Origin of the sequence: Streptomyces sp. JJ36, from assembly GCF_021696945.1 — a bacterium.
Lineage (GTDB): Bacteria > Actinomycetota > Actinomycetes > Streptomycetales > Streptomycetaceae > Streptomyces.
On the sequence record NZ_JACYHE010000056.1, the window covers coordinates 1 to 18,654 of the forward strand.

Annotated in this window: 15 protein-coding genes and 1 pseudogene; 10 read left to right on the plus strand and 6 right to left on the minus strand. The window is 74.7% G+C overall.

The window, feature by feature from the left end; all coding sequences use genetic code 11:
- Positions 1-443, minus strand: a pseudogene (locus HOY81_RS19370) (CDP-alcohol phosphatidyltransferase family protein); the annotation flags it as partial.
- Positions 444-686: 243 nt separating this feature from the next.
- Between HOY81_RS19370 and galE the strand changes: the two are divergent.
- Positions 687-1,685, plus strand: a complete 999-nt coding sequence (gene galE, locus HOY81_RS19375; RefSeq protein WP_237321731.1) for a UDP-glucose 4-epimerase GalE — start codon at positions 687-689, stop codon at positions 1,683-1,685.
- Between the two features lie 195 nt (positions 1,686-1,880).
- Complete coding sequence (locus tag HOY81_RS19380; RefSeq protein ID WP_237321732.1) at positions 1,881-2,816, plus strand: cation diffusion facilitator family transporter; 936 nt, start codon at positions 1,881-1,883, stop codon at positions 2,814-2,816.
- Between the two features lie 73 nt (positions 2,817-2,889).
- Here the strand turns inward: HOY81_RS19380 and HOY81_RS19385 are convergent, their stop codons facing one another.
- Positions 2,890-3,324 (minus strand): ATP-binding protein, encoded by a 435-nt coding sequence (locus HOY81_RS19385; RefSeq protein WP_308341126.1) that lies wholly within the window; start codon positions 3,322-3,324, stop codon positions 2,890-2,892.
- Positions 3,325-3,667: 343 nt separating this feature from the next.
- Between HOY81_RS19385 and HOY81_RS19390 the strand changes: the two genes are divergently transcribed.
- The 4 genes from HOY81_RS19390 to HOY81_RS19400 all read left to right on the plus strand — a co-directional run bounded on the left by HOY81_RS19390 (position 3,668) and on the right by HOY81_RS19400 (position 8,150).
- Positions 3,668-4,474 carry an enoyl-CoA hydratase/isomerase family protein gene (locus HOY81_RS19390; protein WP_237321734.1) on the plus strand — a complete coding sequence of 269 codons (807 nt, stop codon included), beginning with the start codon at positions 3,668-3,670 and terminating at the stop codon, positions 4,472-4,474.
- Positions 4,475-4,571: 97 nt separating this feature from the next.
- Positions 4,572-5,435, plus strand: a complete 864-nt coding sequence (locus HOY81_RS19395) for a hypothetical protein (RefSeq protein ID WP_237321735.1) — start codon at positions 4,572-4,574, stop codon at positions 5,433-5,435.
- Positions 5,436-5,474: 39 nt separating this feature from the next.
- The gene (locus HOY81_RS27465) at positions 5,475-5,597 is read left to right on the plus strand and encodes an LPFR motif small protein (protein WP_272893023.1); all 123 of its coding nucleotides are present in this window, start codon (positions 5,475-5,477) and stop codon (positions 5,595-5,597) included.
- A 120-nt stretch (positions 5,598-5,717) separates the two neighbouring features.
- Complete coding sequence (locus HOY81_RS19400) at positions 5,718-8,150, plus strand: Tex family protein (RefSeq protein ID WP_237321736.1); 2,433 nt, start codon at positions 5,718-5,720, stop codon at positions 8,148-8,150.
- Between the two features lie 381 nt (positions 8,151-8,531).
- Here HOY81_RS19400 and HOY81_RS19405 read toward each other — a convergent pair whose 3' ends face one another.
- Together HOY81_RS19405 and HOY81_RS19410 are read right to left on the minus strand one after the other, a co-directional pair.
- Positions 8,532-8,933, minus strand: coding sequence for a gamma-glutamylcyclotransferase family protein (locus HOY81_RS19405; RefSeq protein ID WP_237321737.1), 402 nt, complete (start codon positions 8,931-8,933; stop codon positions 8,532-8,534).
- A gap of 78 nt (positions 8,934-9,011) precedes the next feature.
- Positions 9,012-9,674 carry a nitroreductase family protein gene (locus HOY81_RS19410; RefSeq protein ID WP_237321738.1) on the minus strand — a complete coding sequence of 221 codons (663 nt, stop codon included), beginning with the start codon at positions 9,672-9,674 and terminating at the stop codon, positions 9,012-9,014.
- A 363-nt stretch (positions 9,675-10,037) separates the two neighbouring features.
- Here HOY81_RS19410 and HOY81_RS19415 point away from each other — a divergent pair, with 363 nt between their 5' ends.
- The 3 genes from HOY81_RS19415 to HOY81_RS19425 all read left to right on the plus strand — a co-directional run bounded on the left by HOY81_RS19415 (position 10,038) and on the right by HOY81_RS19425 (position 14,403).
- Positions 10,038-11,651 (plus strand): ABC-F family ATP-binding cassette domain-containing protein, encoded by a 1,614-nt coding sequence (locus HOY81_RS19415; protein WP_237321739.1) that lies wholly within the window; start codon positions 10,038-10,040, stop codon positions 11,649-11,651.
- Between the two features lie 76 nt (positions 11,652-11,727).
- Positions 11,728-12,651: an FAD-dependent oxidoreductase gene (locus HOY81_RS19420; RefSeq protein ID WP_237321740.1), complete on the plus strand. Its 924-nt coding sequence runs from the start codon at positions 11,728-11,730 to the stop codon at positions 12,649-12,651.
- Positions 12,652-12,825: 174 nt separating this feature from the next.
- Positions 12,826-14,403: a M1 family metallopeptidase gene (locus tag HOY81_RS19425; RefSeq protein ID WP_237321741.1), complete on the plus strand. Its 1,578-nt coding sequence runs from the start codon at positions 12,826-12,828 to the stop codon at positions 14,401-14,403.
- Between the two features lie 27 nt (positions 14,404-14,430).
- On the opposite strand, the gene HOY81_RS19430 is transcribed toward HOY81_RS19425, so the two are convergent.
- Complete coding sequence (locus HOY81_RS19430) at positions 14,431-15,348, minus strand: oxygenase MpaB family protein (RefSeq protein ID WP_237321742.1); 918 nt, start codon at positions 15,346-15,348, stop codon at positions 14,431-14,433.
- Positions 15,349-15,448: 100 nt separating this feature from the next.
- Between HOY81_RS19430 and HOY81_RS19435 the strand changes: the two genes are divergently transcribed.
- Positions 15,449-16,222: a MerR family transcriptional regulator gene (locus HOY81_RS19435; protein ID WP_237321743.1), complete on the plus strand. Its 774-nt coding sequence runs from the start codon at positions 15,449-15,451 to the stop codon at positions 16,220-16,222.
- 23 nt (positions 16,223-16,245) lie between these two features.
- Here the strand turns inward: HOY81_RS19435 and HOY81_RS19440 are convergent, their stop codons facing one another.
- Positions 16,246-18,633, minus strand: a complete 2,388-nt coding sequence (locus HOY81_RS19440; protein WP_237321744.1) for an excinuclease ABC subunit UvrA — start codon at positions 18,631-18,633, stop codon at positions 16,246-16,248.
- Between the last annotated feature and the right edge of the window lie 21 nt (positions 18,634-18,654).

The following is an 18,654-nucleotide window of genomic DNA, read 5'->3' on the forward strand; positions in this document are numbered from 1 at the left end:
CGGGGCGGCGCGGCGGTGCCCGACGCCGGGCGGGCGGCTCCCTCGCCCTGACCGGACGTGCCGGAGGCCGCCGTGGCCGCGGGCGGCGCGTCCGCGGCCCGGCTGGTGTCGGCCTGTTCCGCTCCGCCGGCCTCCGCCGCGTGCTCCGCCCGGCCGCGGAGGGCGCGGACCAGGGCCGCGCGGGCCGCGGGTCCGGCGACGAGCGCGCCCGGCACCGCGGCGCAGGGGAAGCGGGGGTCGGTGAGGGCCAGCCGCAGGCTGTGCCGGTGGCCCACGAAACGACGGTCGACCAGCGCCACCCGCTCCCCCGCCGGCAGCCCGGCCAGTTCCGCCGCCGCCTCCGCGGGGCCCTCCGCGGCGCGCACGGCGAAGCCCAGAGCGCCCAGGTCGTCCTCGAGCGACGAACCGGCGGCCGGCGGGCCGGTGAGGATGGCGGTGGGCAGGGGACTCACTCCTCGGTACGGGTGTGACCTCCGGGCTCCGGGCGTGCAGACGCCCGCGCGGCGGCCTGGTCTCGCCCTCACCCGGACGCGGGAGGGGCGGCATGTCGGCAGAGGCTATCCGATCGGCGCAGGAGGCCGTTCACCCCGTATTCACCGGGCCGCGGTTGCCCCGCCGGGGACAGCATGGTCGATCATGGGCCCGGCCACAATCGGCGCGCCCCTCCTGCCGGATAAGGTGACGGTATGACGTGGTTGATCACTGGTGGCGCGGGATACATCGGGGCGCACGTGGTGCGTGCGATGCGGGAGGCCGGGCGGCCGGTGGTCGTGCTCGACGAGCTGTCCACGGGACTGGCGGACCGGTTGCCGGCGGACGTGCCGCTGGTCCGGGGCTCCACGCTGGACCGCGCGCTGCTCGACCGTACGCTCGCCCGGCACCAGGTCCGCGGCGTGCTGCACCTGGCGGCGAAGAAGCAGGTCGGCGAGTCGGTGGAGCAGCCGCTGCGCTACTACCGGGAGAACGTGCACGGGCTGACCGTGCTGCTGGAGGCGGTCGTCGCGGCCGGGATCGACCGCTTCGTCTTCTCCTCCTCGGCCGCCGTCTACGGCATGCCGGATGTGGACCTCGTCACGGAGGACACGCCGTGCGTGCCGATGAACCCGTACGGCGAGACCAAGCTGGCCGGCGAGTGGCTGGTGCGCGCCACGGGCCGGGCGCACGGCCTGTCCACGGCCTGCCTGCGCTACTTCAACGTGGCGGGGGCGGTCCGGCCGGACCTCGCCGACGTGGGCGTGTTCAACATCATCCCGATGTTCTTCGACGCGCTGTCCCGCGGCGGGGCGCCGCTGATCTTCGGTGACGACTACCCGACCCCTGACGGCACCTGCGTCCGGGACTACATCCATGTGCAGGACCTCGCCGAGGCCCATGTGGCGGCCGCCCGGGAACTGGACGCCCGGGCCGGCGAGGGCGGCGACCTGACGGTGAACATCGGCACCGGGCACGGCGTGTCGGTGCGGGAGATGGCCGCGCTGGTGGCGGAGATCACCGGCCGCACGGAACCGGCGGAGGTACGGCCGCGCCGTCCGGGGGACCCGGCCCGGGTGGTGGCCTCCGCGGCCCGGATCGGCAAGGAGCTCGGGTGGGCGCCGCGGTTCGGCATACGCGACATGGTCGCCTCCGCGTGGGAGGGCTGGTGCCGGCACCGCCCCGCGACCGTCGCAGACGGCCACACGGGCTGAGCGGCCCTGCCGCCGGCGCCCCGGCCTGCAACGGGAAAAGCGCAGGTCAGGCAATGACAACGGTGTTCAGTACCGCGTTGCTCCATACCCCCCACCCGTAGTTCACTGGGGGCCGGCCGGGCGCCTCCGCGACCGCGGCGGGCACTCCCGCGCCACCCGGAGGACCCGGAGACCCCGACGACGGAAGGGCGCAGCATGGGAGCGGGACACGACCACGGCGTACCGCCGCGCGGCCTCACCGGCACGGCGGCCGCGGCCCACCGGAACCGGCTCCGGTGGGCGCTGGTGATCACGCTCACCATGATGGTGGTCCAGATCACCGGGGGGCTGCTGGCGGACTCCCTGGCGCTGGTCGCCGACGCGGGGCACATGGCCACGGACGCGCTGGGCCTGGGCATGTCCCTGCTGGCGATCCACTTCGCCAACCGCCCCACCAGCGAACGCCGCACCTACGGCTTCGCCCGCGCCGAGATCCTCGCGGCGCTGGCCAACTGCCTGCTGCTGCTCGGCGTCGGCGGCTACATCGCCTACGAGGCGGTCCAGCGCTTCGTCACCCCGGCGGCCACTCAGGGCGGGCTGATGCTGCTCTTCGGTGCCGTCGGCCTGGTCGCCAACACCGTCTCGCTGGCACTGCTGCTGGGCGGTCAGCGGGAGAGCCTGAACGTGCGGGGCGCCTTCCTGGAGGTGCTGGCGGACACCCTCGGCTCGGTGGCCGTGCTGCTCTCCGCCGGGATCATCATGCTCACCGGCTGGCAGGCCGCCGACCCGGTCGCCTCGCTGGTGATCGGGGCGATGATCGTCCCGCGTACGGTCCGGCTGGCGCGCGAGGCGCTGGACGTGCTGCTGGAGGCGGCGCCGAAGGACGTCGACCTGGCGGAGGTGCGGACGCACATCCTCTCCGTGCGCGGCGTGCTGGACCTGCACGACCTGCACGTGTGGACCATCACCTCCGGCATGCCGGTGCTCTCCGTGCACATCGTGGTCAGCCAGGACACGCTGGACGCGGTGGGGCACGGACGGATACTGCACGAGCTGCAGGAGTGCCTCGGCGAGCACTTCGACGTGGAGCACTGCACCTTCCAGCTCGAACCGCACGGCCATGCGGCCCACGAGGCGAGGCTGTGCCACTGAGCGGGGCGGTCGCCGTCACCGCGGACCGCCGGCGGTCCGGCCGCGGGGACCGTCCCCCTCCCGGCCGCGGGCCTCAGCGGCACGGAGGGAGCGGCAGCGCGGCCCAGATCACCTTGCCGCCCGCGCCGGTCTGCTCCACGTCGCAGACGCCGCCCGCCTCCGCGGCGATCGTCTTCACCAGGAGCAGGCCGCGCCCTCCGGTGTGCTGCTGGTCGGGGTCGGCGGCCAGCGCCTTGGGGCGGTAGGGATGCCCGTCCTCCACAGCGACGCGGATCCAGCCGCTGCTCAGCGACAGCTCGACGCCGATCTCGGGGGAGAGCAGGGCGGCGTGCCGCACCGAGTTGGTGGCGAGCTCGGAGAGGATGAGCAGCACGCCCTGGAGGAGGTCCTCCGGTACGGGCGCGCCCTGGCGCCGTACGAGGTCGCGGACGGCGTGCCGCAACCGGGGCACCGAGGAGTCCACGGCAGAAGCGGCGAACCGCCAGGTGCCCTCGAAGGGGGCGGGCACCGCACGCTCCTGTACCGGTGTTGCGACCGGGGCTCCACCGCCGGCGTCCGGCGGCTCACTCCCGCGGATCTCCATCTCCCGCACCCCGCTCCCATCGCACGCGTCCTTGCACCTGTTGTTGCATCTGTTCTTGCACCGAGTGTTGGCCTCTCACACCCCCTGGTCCGGTCCGCTGACCACAAGTCGGCAATGATCGATGGAACTTGACGAAACACGTCGTGTTCGTGGGCATCCGTGACCGACCTTGCACAGGTACCGCGGGCACCTCCTTGACGCGTCCCTGGCGCGTCAGGGACGCGTCCCTGGCGCTTCCCTGACGCGCCTGACGGATACGATCCGCACCATGGAACCGGAGGGGACGGCACGGGCGGCAGCGACGGAGGGCGCCGGCGACGGTCCCGCCGGCTCCTTGCGCGCCCGCAGCCAGGGCGGTGTGGCGACCGTCACCATCGACCACCCCGCCAAGCGCAACGCGATGACCGCGGAGATGTGGCGCGCCCTGCCGCCGCTGCTCGACCGGCTCGCCGCCGACCGGGAGGTGCGGGTGCTGCTCCTCACCGGAGCGGGCGGGACCTTCTGCGCGGGCGCCGACATCTCCGCCCTGCGTACCGGCGCCGCCCCGGCACAGGAACTGGCGGTGGCGGCGGAGGAGGCGCTGGCCGCCTTCCCCCGGCCGACGGTGGCGGTGGTGCGCGGACACTGCGTGGGCGGCGGCTGCCAGCTCGCCGCCGCGTGCGACCTGCGCTTCGCGGCCGAGGACGCACGCTTCGGGGTGACCCCCGCGCGGCTGGGCATCGTCTACCCGGCCTCCTCCACCGCCCGCCTGGTAGGGCTGACCGGCCCGGCCACCGCCAAGCACCTGCTCTTCTCCGCGGAGCTGATCGGCGCCGGGCGGGCGCTGCGCTGCGGGCTGGTGGACGAGGTGCACGCGGAGGGCGCCCTGGACGACCGGGTGGCCGAGTACGCCCGGCTGCTCGCGGCCCGCTCGCAGCTCACCCAGGCCGCCGCCAAGGAGTTCGCGGACGGCCGGGCCGACCCCGACCGGGTCGCGTACTGGCACCGGGAGGCCGCGGCGGGCGGCGACACCGCCGAGGGGGTCTCCGCCTTCCTGGAGCGCCGCCCGCCGCGCTTCACCTGGCCGGTCCGGTGACGTCCGGAGCGACCGCGCCCGTTCCGGCCCGGTGCGGTCCGTACCGGGCGGTACGGGCCGTTCCGGTCCGCTGTACCTGCGGGTAACGTGAGCGGACATGACGACTCCGCTCCCCGAGCGCGCCGGGCGCCGCTGCCACAACGTCCTGAACCCCCTGCACTCCGCCGTCTACTTCGCCCCGGACCTGGGCAAGGAACTCGCCCCCTACGGCATCGAGGACCCCAGCGCCGTCTACCTCGCCGGGCGCTCCGCCGCGATGGGCGCCGTCGGGCCCGGCCCGGTCACCGCCGCGTTCCACAACTTCAACCACACCCTCGTCGCCCGCTTCCTGCCCGAGGTGTGGGACCTCGCCTCCCCCGGTACGGTCCTCGGCGCCCGGATGCGGGCCGTGGACGCCATGCTGCACCGCCTGCTCGGCAAGGAGACCGTGACGGGCCCCGAGGTGGCCGAGGCCGCCGGGCTGGCCCTGACCGCGGCGCGGGCCTGCACCCGGCCCGGTCGGCCGCTCTACGCCGCGCACGCCGACCTGCCGGTGCCCGAGGCGCCGCACCTGGCGCTCTGGCACGCCGCCACACTGCTCCGCGAGCACCGCGGCGACGCCCATGTCGCCGTCCTTCAGCACCACGAACTCGACCCGCTGGAGGCGCTGGTGAGCCACACCGCCAGCGGTCGCGGAATGTCCCTGAAGTGGGTGCTGCGCACCCGCGGCTGGAACGAGCAGGACTGGATCGCCGCCCAGGGCCGGCTGCGGGACCGCGGGCTGCTGGACGCCGAGGGCGAGCTGACCGAGCGCGGGGCCGCCCTGCGCAAGGAGCTGGAGGACGAGACCGACCGGCTGGACCGGCACCCGTACGAGGCGCTGGGCGCGGACGGCGTGGCACGGCTGACCGAACTCGCCACCGGGTTCACCACCACCGCGCTGGGCAACGGCGCCTTCCCCGAGGACCTGCTGGGCCGCTGAGCCGGGTTTCGCCCGTCCGGGCGCGGAAACACGGGCGCCATGAAGGCCATTGCAGACATCCTGCGCATGATCGGTGGTGCCCTCGCCACCCTGGTGACCCTCCCCTTCCGTGCCCTGGCACGGCTCTTCGGCGGCGCCGGCCGCACCCTGCACCGGCGCTGAGCGCGGACCCGCGCGGCACGGAGGCGCGTCTGACCGTCCGGACGCCGATTCCACCTGCCACAATGCAGGCTCACCCCGGGACACGGGGGAGACCAGCAACGGACGGCGAAACGGATCGACGTGACGACCACCATCGAAGGCAGGATCGCCGAGGAGCTCGGCGTACGGGAGCGGCAGGTGCGGGCCGCCGTCGAGCTGCTCGACGGCGGTTCGACCGTGCCCTTCATCGCGCGTTACCGCAAGGAGGCGACCGAGACGCTCGACGACGCGCAACTGCGCGCCGTCGAGGAGCGGCTGCGCTACCTGCGCGAGCTGGAGGAGCGGCGGACGGCGATCCTGGAATCCGTCCGGTCCCAGGGGAAGCTCGACGACGAGCTGGAGGCGCGGATCCGCGGCGCCGAGACGAAGGCGCGGCTGGAGGACGTCTACCTGCCCTACAAGCCCAAGCGGCGGACCAAGGCGCAGATCGCCCGCGAGGCGGGCCTGGAGCCGCTGGCCGACGGGCTGCTCGCCGCCCCGGGCACCGAGCCGCAGGCCGCCGCGGCCGCCTTCGTGGACCCGGAGAAGGGCGTCGCCGACCCCGCGGCCGCGCTGGAGGGCGCCCGGGCGATCCTCACCGAACGCTTCGGCGAGGATGCCGACCTCCTCGGCGAGCTGCGCGAGCGGATGTGGGAGCGCGGCCGGCTGGTCTCCGCCGTCCGGGAGGGCAAGGAGGAGCAGGGCGCGAAGTTCTCGGACTACTTCGACTTCGCCGAGGGCTTCACCGAGCTGCCCTCGCACCGGGTGCTGGCCCTGCTGCGGGGCGAGAAGGAGGAGATCCTCGACCTCACGCTGGAGCCGGAGCCGCCCGCCGGGGACACCGGGCCGGTGAGCAGCGCCTCCACCGGCACGCCCAGCACGTACGAGCGCCTGATCGCCGACCGCTTCGGCATCGCCGACCGGGGCCGCCCGGCGGACGCCTGGCTGGCGGAGACCGTCCGCTGGGCGTGGCGCACCCGCATCCTGGTGCATCTCGGCATCGACCTGCGGCTGCGGCTGCGCACCGGCGCGGAGGACGAGGCGGTCCGCGTCTTCGCCGCGAACCTGCGGGACCTGCTGCTGGCCGCGCCGGCCGGCACCCGCGCCACGCTCGGCCTGGACCCCGGGCTCCGCACCGGCGTGAAGGTGGCCGTGGTGGACGCCACCGGCAAGGTCGCCGCGACCGACACGGTCTACCCACACGCGCCGCAGAAGCGGTGGGACGCCGCGCTGGAACGGCTGGGCGCGCTCGCCGAGGAGCACGGCGTGGAGCTCGTCGCCATCGGCAACGGCACCGCCTCCCGGGAGACGGACAAGCTGGCGGGCGAACTGATCGCCCGGCGCCCCGAGCTGAAGCTGACCAAGGTGATGGTCTCGGAGGCCGGGGCCTCGGTCTACTCCGCCTCCGCCTACGCCTCGCAGGAACTCCCGGACCTGGACGTGTCGCTGCGCGGCGCCGTCTCCATCGCGCGCCGCCTCCAGGACCCGCTCGCCGAGCTGGTCAAGATCGACCCGAAGTCGATCGGCGTCGGGCAGTACCAGCACGACCTCTCCGAGGTGAAGCTGTCCCGCTCGCTGGACGCCGTGGTCGAGGACTGCGTGAACGGCGTCGGCGTCGACGTGAACACCGCCTCCGCCCCCCTGCTGTCCCGGGTCTCCGGCATCGGCAGCGGCCTCGCGGAGAACATCGTGGCGCACCGCGACGCGAACGGCCCGTTCACCGACCGCGGCCAGCTCAAGAAGGTCTCCCGGCTCGGCCCGAAGGCGTACGAGCAGTGCGCCGGGTTCCTGCGCATCCGGGGCGGCGACGACCCGCTGGACGCCTCCGCGGTGCACCCGGAGGCCTATCCCGTGGTGCGGCGGATCGTGCGCACCGCCGGCACCGACGTGCCCGCGCTGATCGGCAACACGACGGCGCTGCGCACCCTGGAACCCGCGGAGTTCGTCGACGACACCTTCGGCCTGCCGACGGTCACGGACATCCTCCGGGAGCTGGAGAAGCCGGGCCGCGACCCCCGCCCGGCCTTCCGCACGGCCACCTTCAAGGAAGGCGTGGAGAAGCTGGGCGACCTGTCGGCGGGCATGGTGCTGGAGGGCGTCGTCACCAACGTGGCGGCCTTCGGCGCCTTCGTGGACGTGGGTGTCCACCAGGACGGCCTGGTGCACGTGTCGGCGATGTCCCGCTCCTTCGTCAAGGACCCACGCGACGTGGTCAAGCCGGGCGACATCGTCAAGGTGAAGGTGCTGGACGTCGACGAGGCGCGGAAGCGGATCTCGCTGACGCTGCGGCTGGACGACGAGTCCGCGGACGCCTCCGCCGGCGGCGGCCGCGGGGGCGCTCCCCGCCAGCGCCAGGGCGGCGGGCGCAAGGGCGGCCCCGGCCGGAACGGCGGCGGGAAGGCCGCCGGCGGGAAGGGCCACGGCAAGGGCAGCGGGCAGGGCGGCAATCGCCGGACCCGCGAGGCGGCCCCGGCGAACAGCGAGATGGCGGAGGCGCTCCGGAGGGCCGGCCTGGTCGGCGACGGCGGGCGCTGAGCCCCGCCCGGCGGGGTGCGGCGGCTGCCGGGCCCCGCCGGACGGGTCGCCCGGGGGCGCCGGACGACCGCCGCGGGGCCACCGGTGCGCGCCGCGAGACCGGCCCGGCCGTGCGCCCCCTCCCCACGCGACGCGCCGCGACACCGGGTCCCCGCACGGCAGTCGGCCGGCGACACCGTGGTGCGCGCCGGGCGGGGTGCGACGGCGTACGCGCACCGTGCCGGGTGCGCTGTGCCGCGGGTCCGGTGCCGGGTCCGGGCGGCGGAAGCCGGGCGCGTCCGTGGACCCGTACCGCGTCACGGCCCGGTGGAGGCCGCGCGGCACCGGGGACGGGACGCGGTGAACCGCGGCAGCGAGTGGGCCGCCCTGGCGGGGCGGCCCTCAGCGGTGCTCCGGTGCGTAGGCGGCCAGGCAGCGGTCGGCGAACTCCGCGGCGTCCCAGTCCCCGGCGAGGACGTCCCCGCAGCGCCACACGTACGCCCGGACGCCGCGCCCGTCCTCCAGGGCGACCTCGCGCAGCACGTATTCGGCGCCCTCGAAGGCGTCCAGGGCGGCCCACTCTCCCGCCGTCAGCCCGGTGAGCAGGATGCCCGGCGCGACGGCGCCCGGGGCCGGGACCAGACCGGGGTAGGGCCGCCCGGCGAGCGCGGCGGCGCGCCAGCCCGGCACGGCCGCAGGCTCGGCCGGCGGTACCCGGCCGAGCAGCCGCCGCAGGATCTCCGGGAACCGGAGCGTGCCGTACACGAAGAGCGGCCGGTCGTGCCGTGCCATGCGGTCTTCCACACGGCCGAGCGTATCCGGCGCGCGCGGACCCGCCGCGCGCCCCCGCACACGGCGGCGCCCCCGGGAACGGAGCCCGGCTCAGAGCCGGACCATGACCTCGGAGAGCGGCTTCCGGTGCAGGTCCGGAACCCGGGCGTCGGGGGCCGGATAGCCCACCGGGATGACATAGGCGGCACGCTCCTCCGTCGGCCGGTCGCAGACCTCGTTGAGGAAGCGCATGGGGCTCGGGGTGTGGGTGAGCGTGGCCAGGCCCGCCTGGTGGAGGGTGGCCAGCAGCAGCCCGACGGAGATCCCCACGGACTCCTTGGTGTAGTACGGCCGCGGCGATCCGGGGCCCTTGTGCACCTCGAAGACCACGAGGACCACGGGCGCGATCTCCAGGAAGGGTTTGTGCTCGTCGGTGCCGATCGGTGCCAGCGCCTCCAGCCACTCCTCGGAGGCCCGGCGCCGGTAGAACTCCCGCTCCTCCGTCTCGGCGGCCTCCCGCAGGCGGCGCTTCCGCTCCGGGTCGGTCAGGACGACGAAGCGCCAGGGCTGCACATGGGCCCCGCTGGGCGCGGTCGCCGCGGTGCGGACAGCCCACTCGACGACGCCGTCCGGCACCGGCCGGGAGTCGAACTCGCGGACCGTGCGGCGCTCCGCCATGACGTCGTGGAAGGCGCGCGCCCGCTCCTCCGCCAGGTGGGGCGGGACCGTCAGCGGACGCAGCGGGACGGTGGGAAGCGGCTCGGTCTGCACCATGGGCGTCAGCACAGCACAGGCCCACCGGTGTGACAAGAGAGCGCCCCGCGCGCTGCCCGTGTCCCCCGGGCGGGCCCCGGCCGCGCGGAAGCCGCGGGAAAAGCGCGGGAACGCGGGAAAAACGCGTTGCGGCCGCACCCCGGGGGACCGTAACGTCCCATCCGGCCCTGTCGCCGCCGAGAGGAGAGGTCGTTGCTCGTCTGAGGTCCTGAGACACCGTGCGCCCCGTCGTGCGTGCCCACGAGTGTGACCTCGGAAGCGAGCCGCGTGCCACCGCTCTCCCGCTTCTGCCCGCCGTCCCGCCCGGGGCCCGGTGTCTCTCGCGCATCTCCTCCACCACCCACGACGCGACGGGAGCCGCCCATGTCCGCACCCCTGCACGCCCTGACTTGCACCCGCCTCTCCTTCTCCTGGCCGGACGGCACCGCGCTGCTGCAGGACCTCGACTTCACCGCCGGCCCCGGCCGCACCGGGCTCATCGGGCTGAACGGCACCGGCAAGTCCACGCTGCTGCGGCTGCTCGCCGGAGAGCTCGCGCCGGCCGGAGGCTCCGTCCGGGTGGACGGGGAGCTCGGCCATCTCCCGCAGAACCTCTCCCTCGACACCGGACTGCGGGTGGACGAGGTGCTGGGCATCGCCCGCACCCGGGCCGCGCTGCACGCGCTGGAGGCCGGCGACGCCGACGAGGCCCACTTCACCGCCATCGGGGACGACTGGGACGTGGAGGAACGCGCCCGGGCCGCCCTGGAGGGGCTGGGGCTCGGCCACATCGGCCTGGACCGCACCCTGGGTGAGGTGTCCGGCGGCGAGTGCGTGCTGCTGCGGCTGGCCGCGCTGCTGCTGCGCCGCCCGGACGTGCTGCTGCTGGACGAGCCGACGAACAACCTGGACCGCGCCGCGCGGCACCGCCTGTACGACGCGGTGGCCGCCTGGCGCGGGGTGCTCGTGGTGGTCAGCCACGACCGCGAGCTGCTGTCGCTGGTGGACCGCATCGCCGACCTGCGGGACGGCACGGTGCACTGTTACGGCGGGAACCTGGCGGCGTACGAGGAGGCGGTCGCCGCCGAGCAGGAGGCCGCCGCCCGCATGGTCCGTTCCGCCGAGGCCGACCTGCGGCGGCAGCGCCGCGAGCTGACGGAGGCGCACACGAAGCTGGCCCGGCGGGTGCGGTACGGCAACAAGATGTACGCCAACAAGCGCGAGCCGAAGGTGGTGATGAACCAGCGTAAACGGGACGCCCAGGTCTCCGCGGGCAAGCACCGGCAGATGCACGAACAGCGGCTGTCGGAGGCCGAGGAGCGGCTGGAGAGCGCGGAGGAGGCGGTCCGGGACGACGAGGTGATCCGCGTCGACCTGCCGTTCACCGCGGTGCCGGCCGGGCGGCAGGTGCTCTCCGCGCGCGGCCTCCGGCTGCGCTGCGGGGCGCGGGCGGAGCTGGACCTGCACGGCCCCGAGCGGATCGCGCTCACCGGCCCGAACGGGGCGGGAAAGACGACGCTGCTGCGCACCGTGGCCGGGCTGATCCCGCCGGAGGAGGGGGAGCTGACGGTTCATGTGCCGTTCCGCCATCTGCCGCAGCGGCTCGACGTGCTGGACGACACGCTGTCGGTCGCGGAGAACGTCGCGCGGCTGGCGCCGGAGGCGACCGCCAACCGCGTCCGGGCCCGGCTGGCCCGCTTCCTCTTCAAGGGGGCGCGCGCCGACCGGGTGGCCGGCGCACTCTCCGGCGGCGAGCGGTTCCGGGCGACCCTGGCCGCGGTGATGCTGGCCGAGCCGCCGCCGCAGCTCCTGATGCTGGACGAGCCGACGAACAACCTGGACCTGGCGAGCGTCCGGCAGCTCGTCACGGCACTGGAGTCGTACGCGGGGGCGCTGCTGGTGGCCAGCCACGACCTGCCGTTCCTGCGGGACATCGGGGTCACCCGGTGGCTGCGCCTGGACGGCGACCTGGCACCCGCCGACCCCGGGGAGCTGTGACCGGCGGTCCGCCGCCGGGGCGGCGCCGCGCGCGGGCCCCTGGCCCGGCGCGCGGTCGCTGCGTAGGGTGCCGCCCATGCGGGAGGCGCTCATCCTCGGCGGCGGGGTCATCGGGCTGACGACGGCGGTCGTGCTGGCCGAGGACGGCGTGCGGGTGCGGGTACGCACCCGCGAGCCCGCCGAGCACACCACCTCGGCGGTGGCGGGCGGGCTGTGCTGGCCGTACCGCATCCGGCCGGAGCGGAGGGCGCTGGAGTGGGCGGTGCGCTCCTTCGGCGTGTTCGCCGGGCTGGCACGCGCGGAGCCCGCGGCGGGGGTGCGGATGGTGCCGGGCACGATGGCGGGCGGCGGCGTGCCCGCGGAGTGGGCGGAGCTCGTCGGACCCCGGACGGTGACCCCGCTGGTCGACATGCCGGCGTATCTGCGGTACCTGCGGGACCGGCTGGAGGCGGCGGGCGGCCGGCACGAGACGGGCGCCCCGGCCTCGCCGGCGGAGGTGGCCGGGGAGGCTCCGGTGGTGGTCAACTGCACGGGGCTCGGCGCCCGCACCCTGGTGCCCGACCCCACGCTGGTCCCGGTGCGCGGCCGGCTGGTGCTGGTGGCGAACCCGGGGATCGCGGAGTGGTACGTCGACGCGGGCGGGCACTCCACCGAGTCCTGCTACGTGCTGCCGCAGCCGTACGGCCTGGTGCTCGGCGGCACCGCCGAGGAGGGCGCGGAGGACACCGGCCCGGACCCGGCGGCGGCGGAGGCGATCCGGGAGCGGTGCGCGCGGGTCTTCCCGGAACTGGCGGAGGCGCCGGTGCTGGGCCACCGCGTGGGACTGCGTCCGTACCGGCCGGGCGGGGTGCGGCTGGAGACGGTCCGCCGCCCGGACGGCGGCCTGCTGCTGCACCACTACGGCCACGGCGGGGCCGGCGTCACGGTGTCCTGGGCGTGTGCCCGGGAGGCGGCCGCGCTGCTGCGCGCGGCGGACGGTTCCGGAACGGAAGGTGCCTGAGCGGACGGCCGTGACCCGGCTGCGCTCTGGGCCGTACGGGCGTCGCGTGGCGCGGGCCGGCGCGCCGCGGGCGGGGCCTCAGCAGTCACTGGGCACCATGGACATGACGCCGGGGGCGGAGTAGACATGCCCCGACACCTGAGCAGTCCGATCATCCGACCAATGGGAGGACTCGTGCGTCAGAGACTACTCGCCCCGGGCGCCCTGGCCGCGGCCCTGCTGCTGGCCGCCCCGGCGTCCGCGGCGGAGCCGGGGCCGGGCGCACCGGGGGTGGGCGATCCCTACTACCCGTCCTACGGCAACGGCGGCTACGACGTCGGCCACTACGACCTGCGGCTGACCTACCGGCCGGAGACCGACCGGCTGAACGGCACCGCCACCCTGCTGGCCACCGCCACCGAGGACCTCACCCGCTTCAACCTGGACTTCGCCCTGGACGTGCGCGAGGTGCGGGTCAACGGCCGCCCGGCGGAGTTCGCCACCTCCGGCGCCCACGAGCTGGAGATCACGCCGGACCGACCCCTGACGAAGGGGCAGCGCCTCACCGTCGTCGTCCGCTACACCGGCGTCCCCTCCCGGGTGGAGGTGAACGGCTGGACCTCCTGGCACCGCACCCCGGACGGCGGCGTCGCCGCCAACGAGCCGGAGGCCGCCTGGTGGTGGTTCCCCAGCAACGACCACCCCACCGACAAGGCCACCTACGACGTCAGCGTCGCCGTGCCGGACGGCACCCAGGCGATCAGCAACGGCGTCCTCACCTCGCAGCGGTCCCGGGCCGGCTGGACCCGCTACTCCTACCGCTCCGACCATCCGCAGGCGACGTACCTCGCCACCCTGGCCGTGGGCCGCTTCGACGTCACGACGGACGTGACCGAGGACGGGCTCCCCGTCCTCAACGCCTACAGCGTGGACCTCGGGCCGCACGAGGGCGCCGCCCGCGCGAGCATCGAGCGCACCCCCGAGGTCACCGAGTGGCTGGAGGGCTACTTCGGCCGCTACCCGTTCAACGCGCTGGGCGGCTATGTGCCGGACACCGGCACCGGATACGCGCTGGAGACCCAGACCCGCCCGTTCTACAGCCCGCGGCAGTTCGCCCGCGGCTCCAACGTCTCCGTGGTGGTGCACGAGATGGCCCACCAGTGGTACGGCAACCACGTCTCGGTGCACGGCTGGGACGACATCTGGCTCAACGAGGGGTTCGCCACCTACGCCCAGTGGCTCTGGTCCGAGCACGAGGGCGAGGGCACCGCCGACGAACTCGCCGCCTACGCCTACGCCTCGGTGCCGGCCGAGGACGCCTTCTGGACCGTGCCGCCCGGCGACCCGGGCCCGGAGAACCAGTTCCACCGGGCCGTCTACGACCGGGGCGCGATGGCGCTGCACGCGCTGCGGAAGCGCATCGGCGACCGGGACTTCTTCACCCTGCTGAAGAGCTGGCCGGCGGAGCGGGGCGGCGGGGACGCGACGATCCGGGACTTCCTGCACCACGCCGAGCGGGTCTCCGGCACCCCGCTGGCAGGGCTCTTCGACACCTGGCTCCACCAGCCCTCCAAGCCGGCGCACGGGCCGAACGAGGCCGCCGGCCCGGCCGCCCGGAACGGCGGGACCGCGCCGGCCGCCGCTCCCGGGCAACCGGAGTCCTGGCGGAAGATCCGCACCGCCCGGCACGGCCACCACGGTCACCGCGCGCAGGCGCAGGACACGTACGGGCCGCACGCCGCGCCGCCCGCACACGGCGACGCCCACCACTGACCGGCGCCCACCGCCGGCCCCGGCGGCTCACCGGCACGGGCGGCCGCCGCGGCCGCCCGTGCCGCGCCGGTGCGCGGCCCGCGCCCGTCGCGCCACGGGAAGGTAGCGCACCGGCTCGGGCAGCCGCGGCACCACGACCCGCACCACCGCCCCGAAGCGCCGCAGCCGCCGCTCCTGGCGCGGCGTCCAGGGCAGCCCGACGGCCTCCCTGGCGTCCGGCGGAAGCAGGCCGGTGATCAGGAAACGCCGGAGCCGGAGCAGCGGCGGGCGCACCGCGGGCCAGGCCACGCGCACCAGCAGCCGCACCGGCGCCGGGCCGCCGGGAGGCGGCGGCAGCGGGCCGTCCGGGGCGACCAGGTCCCGTACGACGGCGGTGGCCTCCAGCTCCTCGGCCAGCACCCGGCGGTAGTAGGGCCAGAACTCCTCGACGGTGCGCGGCAGGTCCTCCTCCCGGAGCCCGAGCACTCCTCCGACCTGGCGCCACTCGGCCCACAGCCGCCGCTCCTCGTCCGCGGTGAACGGGCGCCCCAGGTAGCGGTGCGCGTGGCGCATCACCGGGTAGCCGGTGGCCAGCACCCAGCCGTAGAGGGCCGGGTCGAGCGCGCGGTAGGGGCGACCGTACCCGTCGCGGCCGGTGATGTGCGCGTGCAGGTGCCGCAGCCGTGCGCCCTCGGCGGCCGCCTGCTCTCCGCCGTACACCCAGAGCTGCATGCTGTGCAGCGACCGCCCGGCGCGGCCCCAGAGGTCGGTGCGGAAGGCCGAGTGGGCGTCCACGCCCGCGCCGACGGCCGGATGCGCGACCTGGAGCGCGGTGGCGGCGGGCAGCGTGAGCACCGAGCGCACCTCCCCCACCAGCTCCCAGAGCAGACCGCCCGCGGGCGGCGGCCCGGGCTCCTCCCGCGGCGGCCGCACCTGGCTCTGGTGGCCGGCCCCCATGTGTCCCATGATGCTCCTGCGTCCCGGGACGTGTTTTACACGGCTGGTGAGACAGCAATACTGTTGCGACATCCGGGGAAGCGCGGAGGAACAGAGAGGCCAGACACACATGGACCAGCCGGACCCCACGGGCGCCGCGGGGGCGGACCACGCCCTCACCGTCGACCAGCTCGCCGCCCGGGCCGGCGTCACCGTGCGCACCATCCGCTTCTACAGCGGGCGCGGGCTGCTGCCCCCGCCGACGATCGGCCCCCGCCGCGTCGGCCTCTACGGCATGGAGCACCTCTCCCGGCTGGCCCTGATCGAGGAGCTCCAGGCGCAGGGCATGACCCTGGCCGCCATCGAACGCTACCTCCAGCGGCTCCCCGACGACATCAGCGCCCACGACCTGGCCATCCACCGGGCGGTGATCGCCTCCTGGATGCCGGACACCGTGGACGAGACCACCCGGGACGAGTTGCAGGCCCGGGTCGGCCGCGAGCTGACCGACGAGGACCTGGAGCGGCTCCGCGCGATGAGCGTGCTGGAGCCCACCGGCGACCCGGCGGTCTTCCGCGTCGACCCCGCCCTGGTGCACCTGGGGGTACGGCTGCTGGACGTGCCCGTCTCACAGCAGGCGATCCTCGCCGCCCGCGAGGTGATGCAGGGGTACGCCCGCTCCGCGGCCCGCGAGCTGAGCCGGCTCTTCAAGGACGAGGTGTGGGAGCCGTACCGGGAGCGCGAGACGGACCCGGAGGAGGTCGCACGGATGAAGTCGCTCTCCGCACACATGCAGCCGATGGTGGTCCAGGCCCTGCTCACGACGTTCCAGCGGTCCATGCGCGAGGAACTGCGGGAGGCCTTCCGGGACGAGCCCGCCCCGCGCTTCGGCGACGACCGGTAGCGCGGGGCGGCGGGGCCGGCCGGTCAGGCGCCGACGTAGGCCGCCAGATGCTCGCCGGTCAGCGTGGAGCGGTCGGCGACCAGGCCGGCGGGGGTGCCCTCGAAGACGACCCGGCCGCCGTCGTGGCCGGCGCCTGGCCCGAGGTCGATGATCCAGTCGGCGTGGGCCATCACCGCCTGGTGGTGCTCGACGACGATCACCGACTTCCCGGAGTCCACGAGCCGGTCGAGCAGGCCCAGCAGGTGCTCGACGTCGGCGAGGTGGAGGCCGGTGGTCGGCTCGTCGAGCACGTAGACACCGCCCTTCTCGGCCATGTGGACCGCCAGCTTGAGCCGCTGCCGCTCGCCGCCGGAGAGGGTGGTGAGCGGCTGGCCGAGGGTGAGGTAGCCGAGCCCGACGTCCTCCAGCCGGGTGAGGATCTTGTGGGCGGCCGGGGTGCGCGCCTCGCCGGCGCCGAAGAACGCCCCGGCCTCGGCCACCGGCATGGCGAGCACCTCGGTGATGTCCCGGCCGGCCAGGCGGTACTCGAGTACCGAGGCCTCGAACCGCTTCCCGTCGCACTCCTCGCAGGTGGTGGCGGTGCCCTGCATCATGCCGAGGTCCGTGTAGACCACGCCCGCGCCCTTGCAGTGGGGGCAGGCGCCCTCGGAGTTGGCGCTGAACAGGGCGGGCTTGACGCCGTTGGCCTTCGCGAACGCCTTGCGGATCGGGTCCAGCAGCCCGGTGTACGTCGCCGGGTTGCTCCGCCGGGAGCCGCGGATCGGCGTCTGGTCGACGGCGACCACGCCCTCGGCGGCCGGGACCGAGCCGTGCACGAGCGAGCTCTTGCCGGAACCCGCGACGCCGGTGACGACGGTGAGCACGCCGAGCGGGATGTCGACGTCCACCTTCCGCAGGTTGTGCGCGTCGGCCCCCCGGATCGGCAGGGTGCCCGTCGGCTTGCGCACCGTCTCCTTGACGGCGGCCCGGTCGTCGAGATGGCGGCCGGTGACGGTGCCGCTGCCGCGCAGCCCGGCCACGTCCCCCTCGAAGCAGACGGTGCCGCCCGCGGTCCCGGCGCCGGGGCCGAGGTCGACGACGTGGTCCGCGATCGCGATCGTCTCCGGCTCGTGCTCCACCACCAGCACCGTGTTGCCCTTGTCCCGCAGCCGCAGCAGCAGGTCGTTCATCCGCTGGATGTCGTGGGGGTGCAGGCCCGTGGTGGGCTCGTCGAAGACGTAGGTGACGTCGGTGAGGGAGGAACCGAGATGACGGATCATCTTGGTGCGCTGTGCCTCGCCGCCGGAGAGCGTGCCCGACGGCCGGTCGAGCGAGAGGTAGCCGAGGCCGATCTCCTCGAACGAGTCGAGGCTGTGCTGCAGCTTCTCCAGCAGCGGCCCCACCGACGGGGCGTCGAGACCGCGTACCCAGCCGGCCAGGTCGCGGATCTCCATCGCACAGGCGTCGGCGATGCCGATCCCCTTGATCTTCGACGACCGGGCGAGCTCGCTGAGCCGGGTCCCGTCGCACTCGGGGCAGGTGGCGAAGGTGACCGCGCGGTCCACGAAGGCCCGGACGTGCGGCTGCATCGACTCCCGGTCCTTGGACAGGAAGGACTTCTGGATCTTCGGGATCAGCCCCTCGTAGGTGAGGTTGACGCCGTTGATCTTCACCTTGACCGGTTCGCGGTAGAGGAAGTCGTGGCGCTCCTTCCTGGTGTACTCGCGGATCGGCTTGTCCGGGTCGAAGAACCCCGACTCCCGGATGACCCGCACCACCCAGCCGTCCCCGGTGTACGTGGGGATGGTGAACGGGTTCTCGGAGAGCGACTTGGAGTCGTCGTAGAGCTGGCCGAGGTCGATGTCGGAGACCGTGCCGCGGCCTTCGCAGTGCGTGCACATGCCGCCGGTGCGGCTGAAGGTCACCTTCTCGGTCTTCGTCCGGTCGGCACCGCGGTCGACCGTCAGCCCGCCGCTCGCCGAGACCGAGGCGACGTTGAAGGAGAACGCGCCGGGCGAGCCGATGTGCGGTTCCCCGAGCCGGCTGAAGAGGATGCGCAGCATCGCGTTGGCGTCGGTGGCGGTGCCGACCGTGGAGCGCGGGTCGGCGCCCATCCGCTCCTGGTCGACGGTGATCGCGGTCGTCAGCCCGTCCAGGACGTCGACCTCGGGCCGCGCCAGCGTGGGCATGAAACCCTGCAGGAACGCGCTGTACGTCTCGTTGATCATCCGCTGGGACTCGGCGGCGATCGTGTCGAACACCAGCGAGCTCTTGCCCGAGCCGGAGACGCCGGTGAACACGGTCAGCCGCCGCTTGGGGATCTCGACGGTGACGTCCTTGAGGTTGTTCTCGCGCGCGCCGTGCACGCGGATCAGCTCGTGGCTGTCCGCGACGTGCGGTGCGGAAGGCTGCGTGTCCGTCTTCGTGGCCATGCTCTTCGGGTCTCCCTCTGT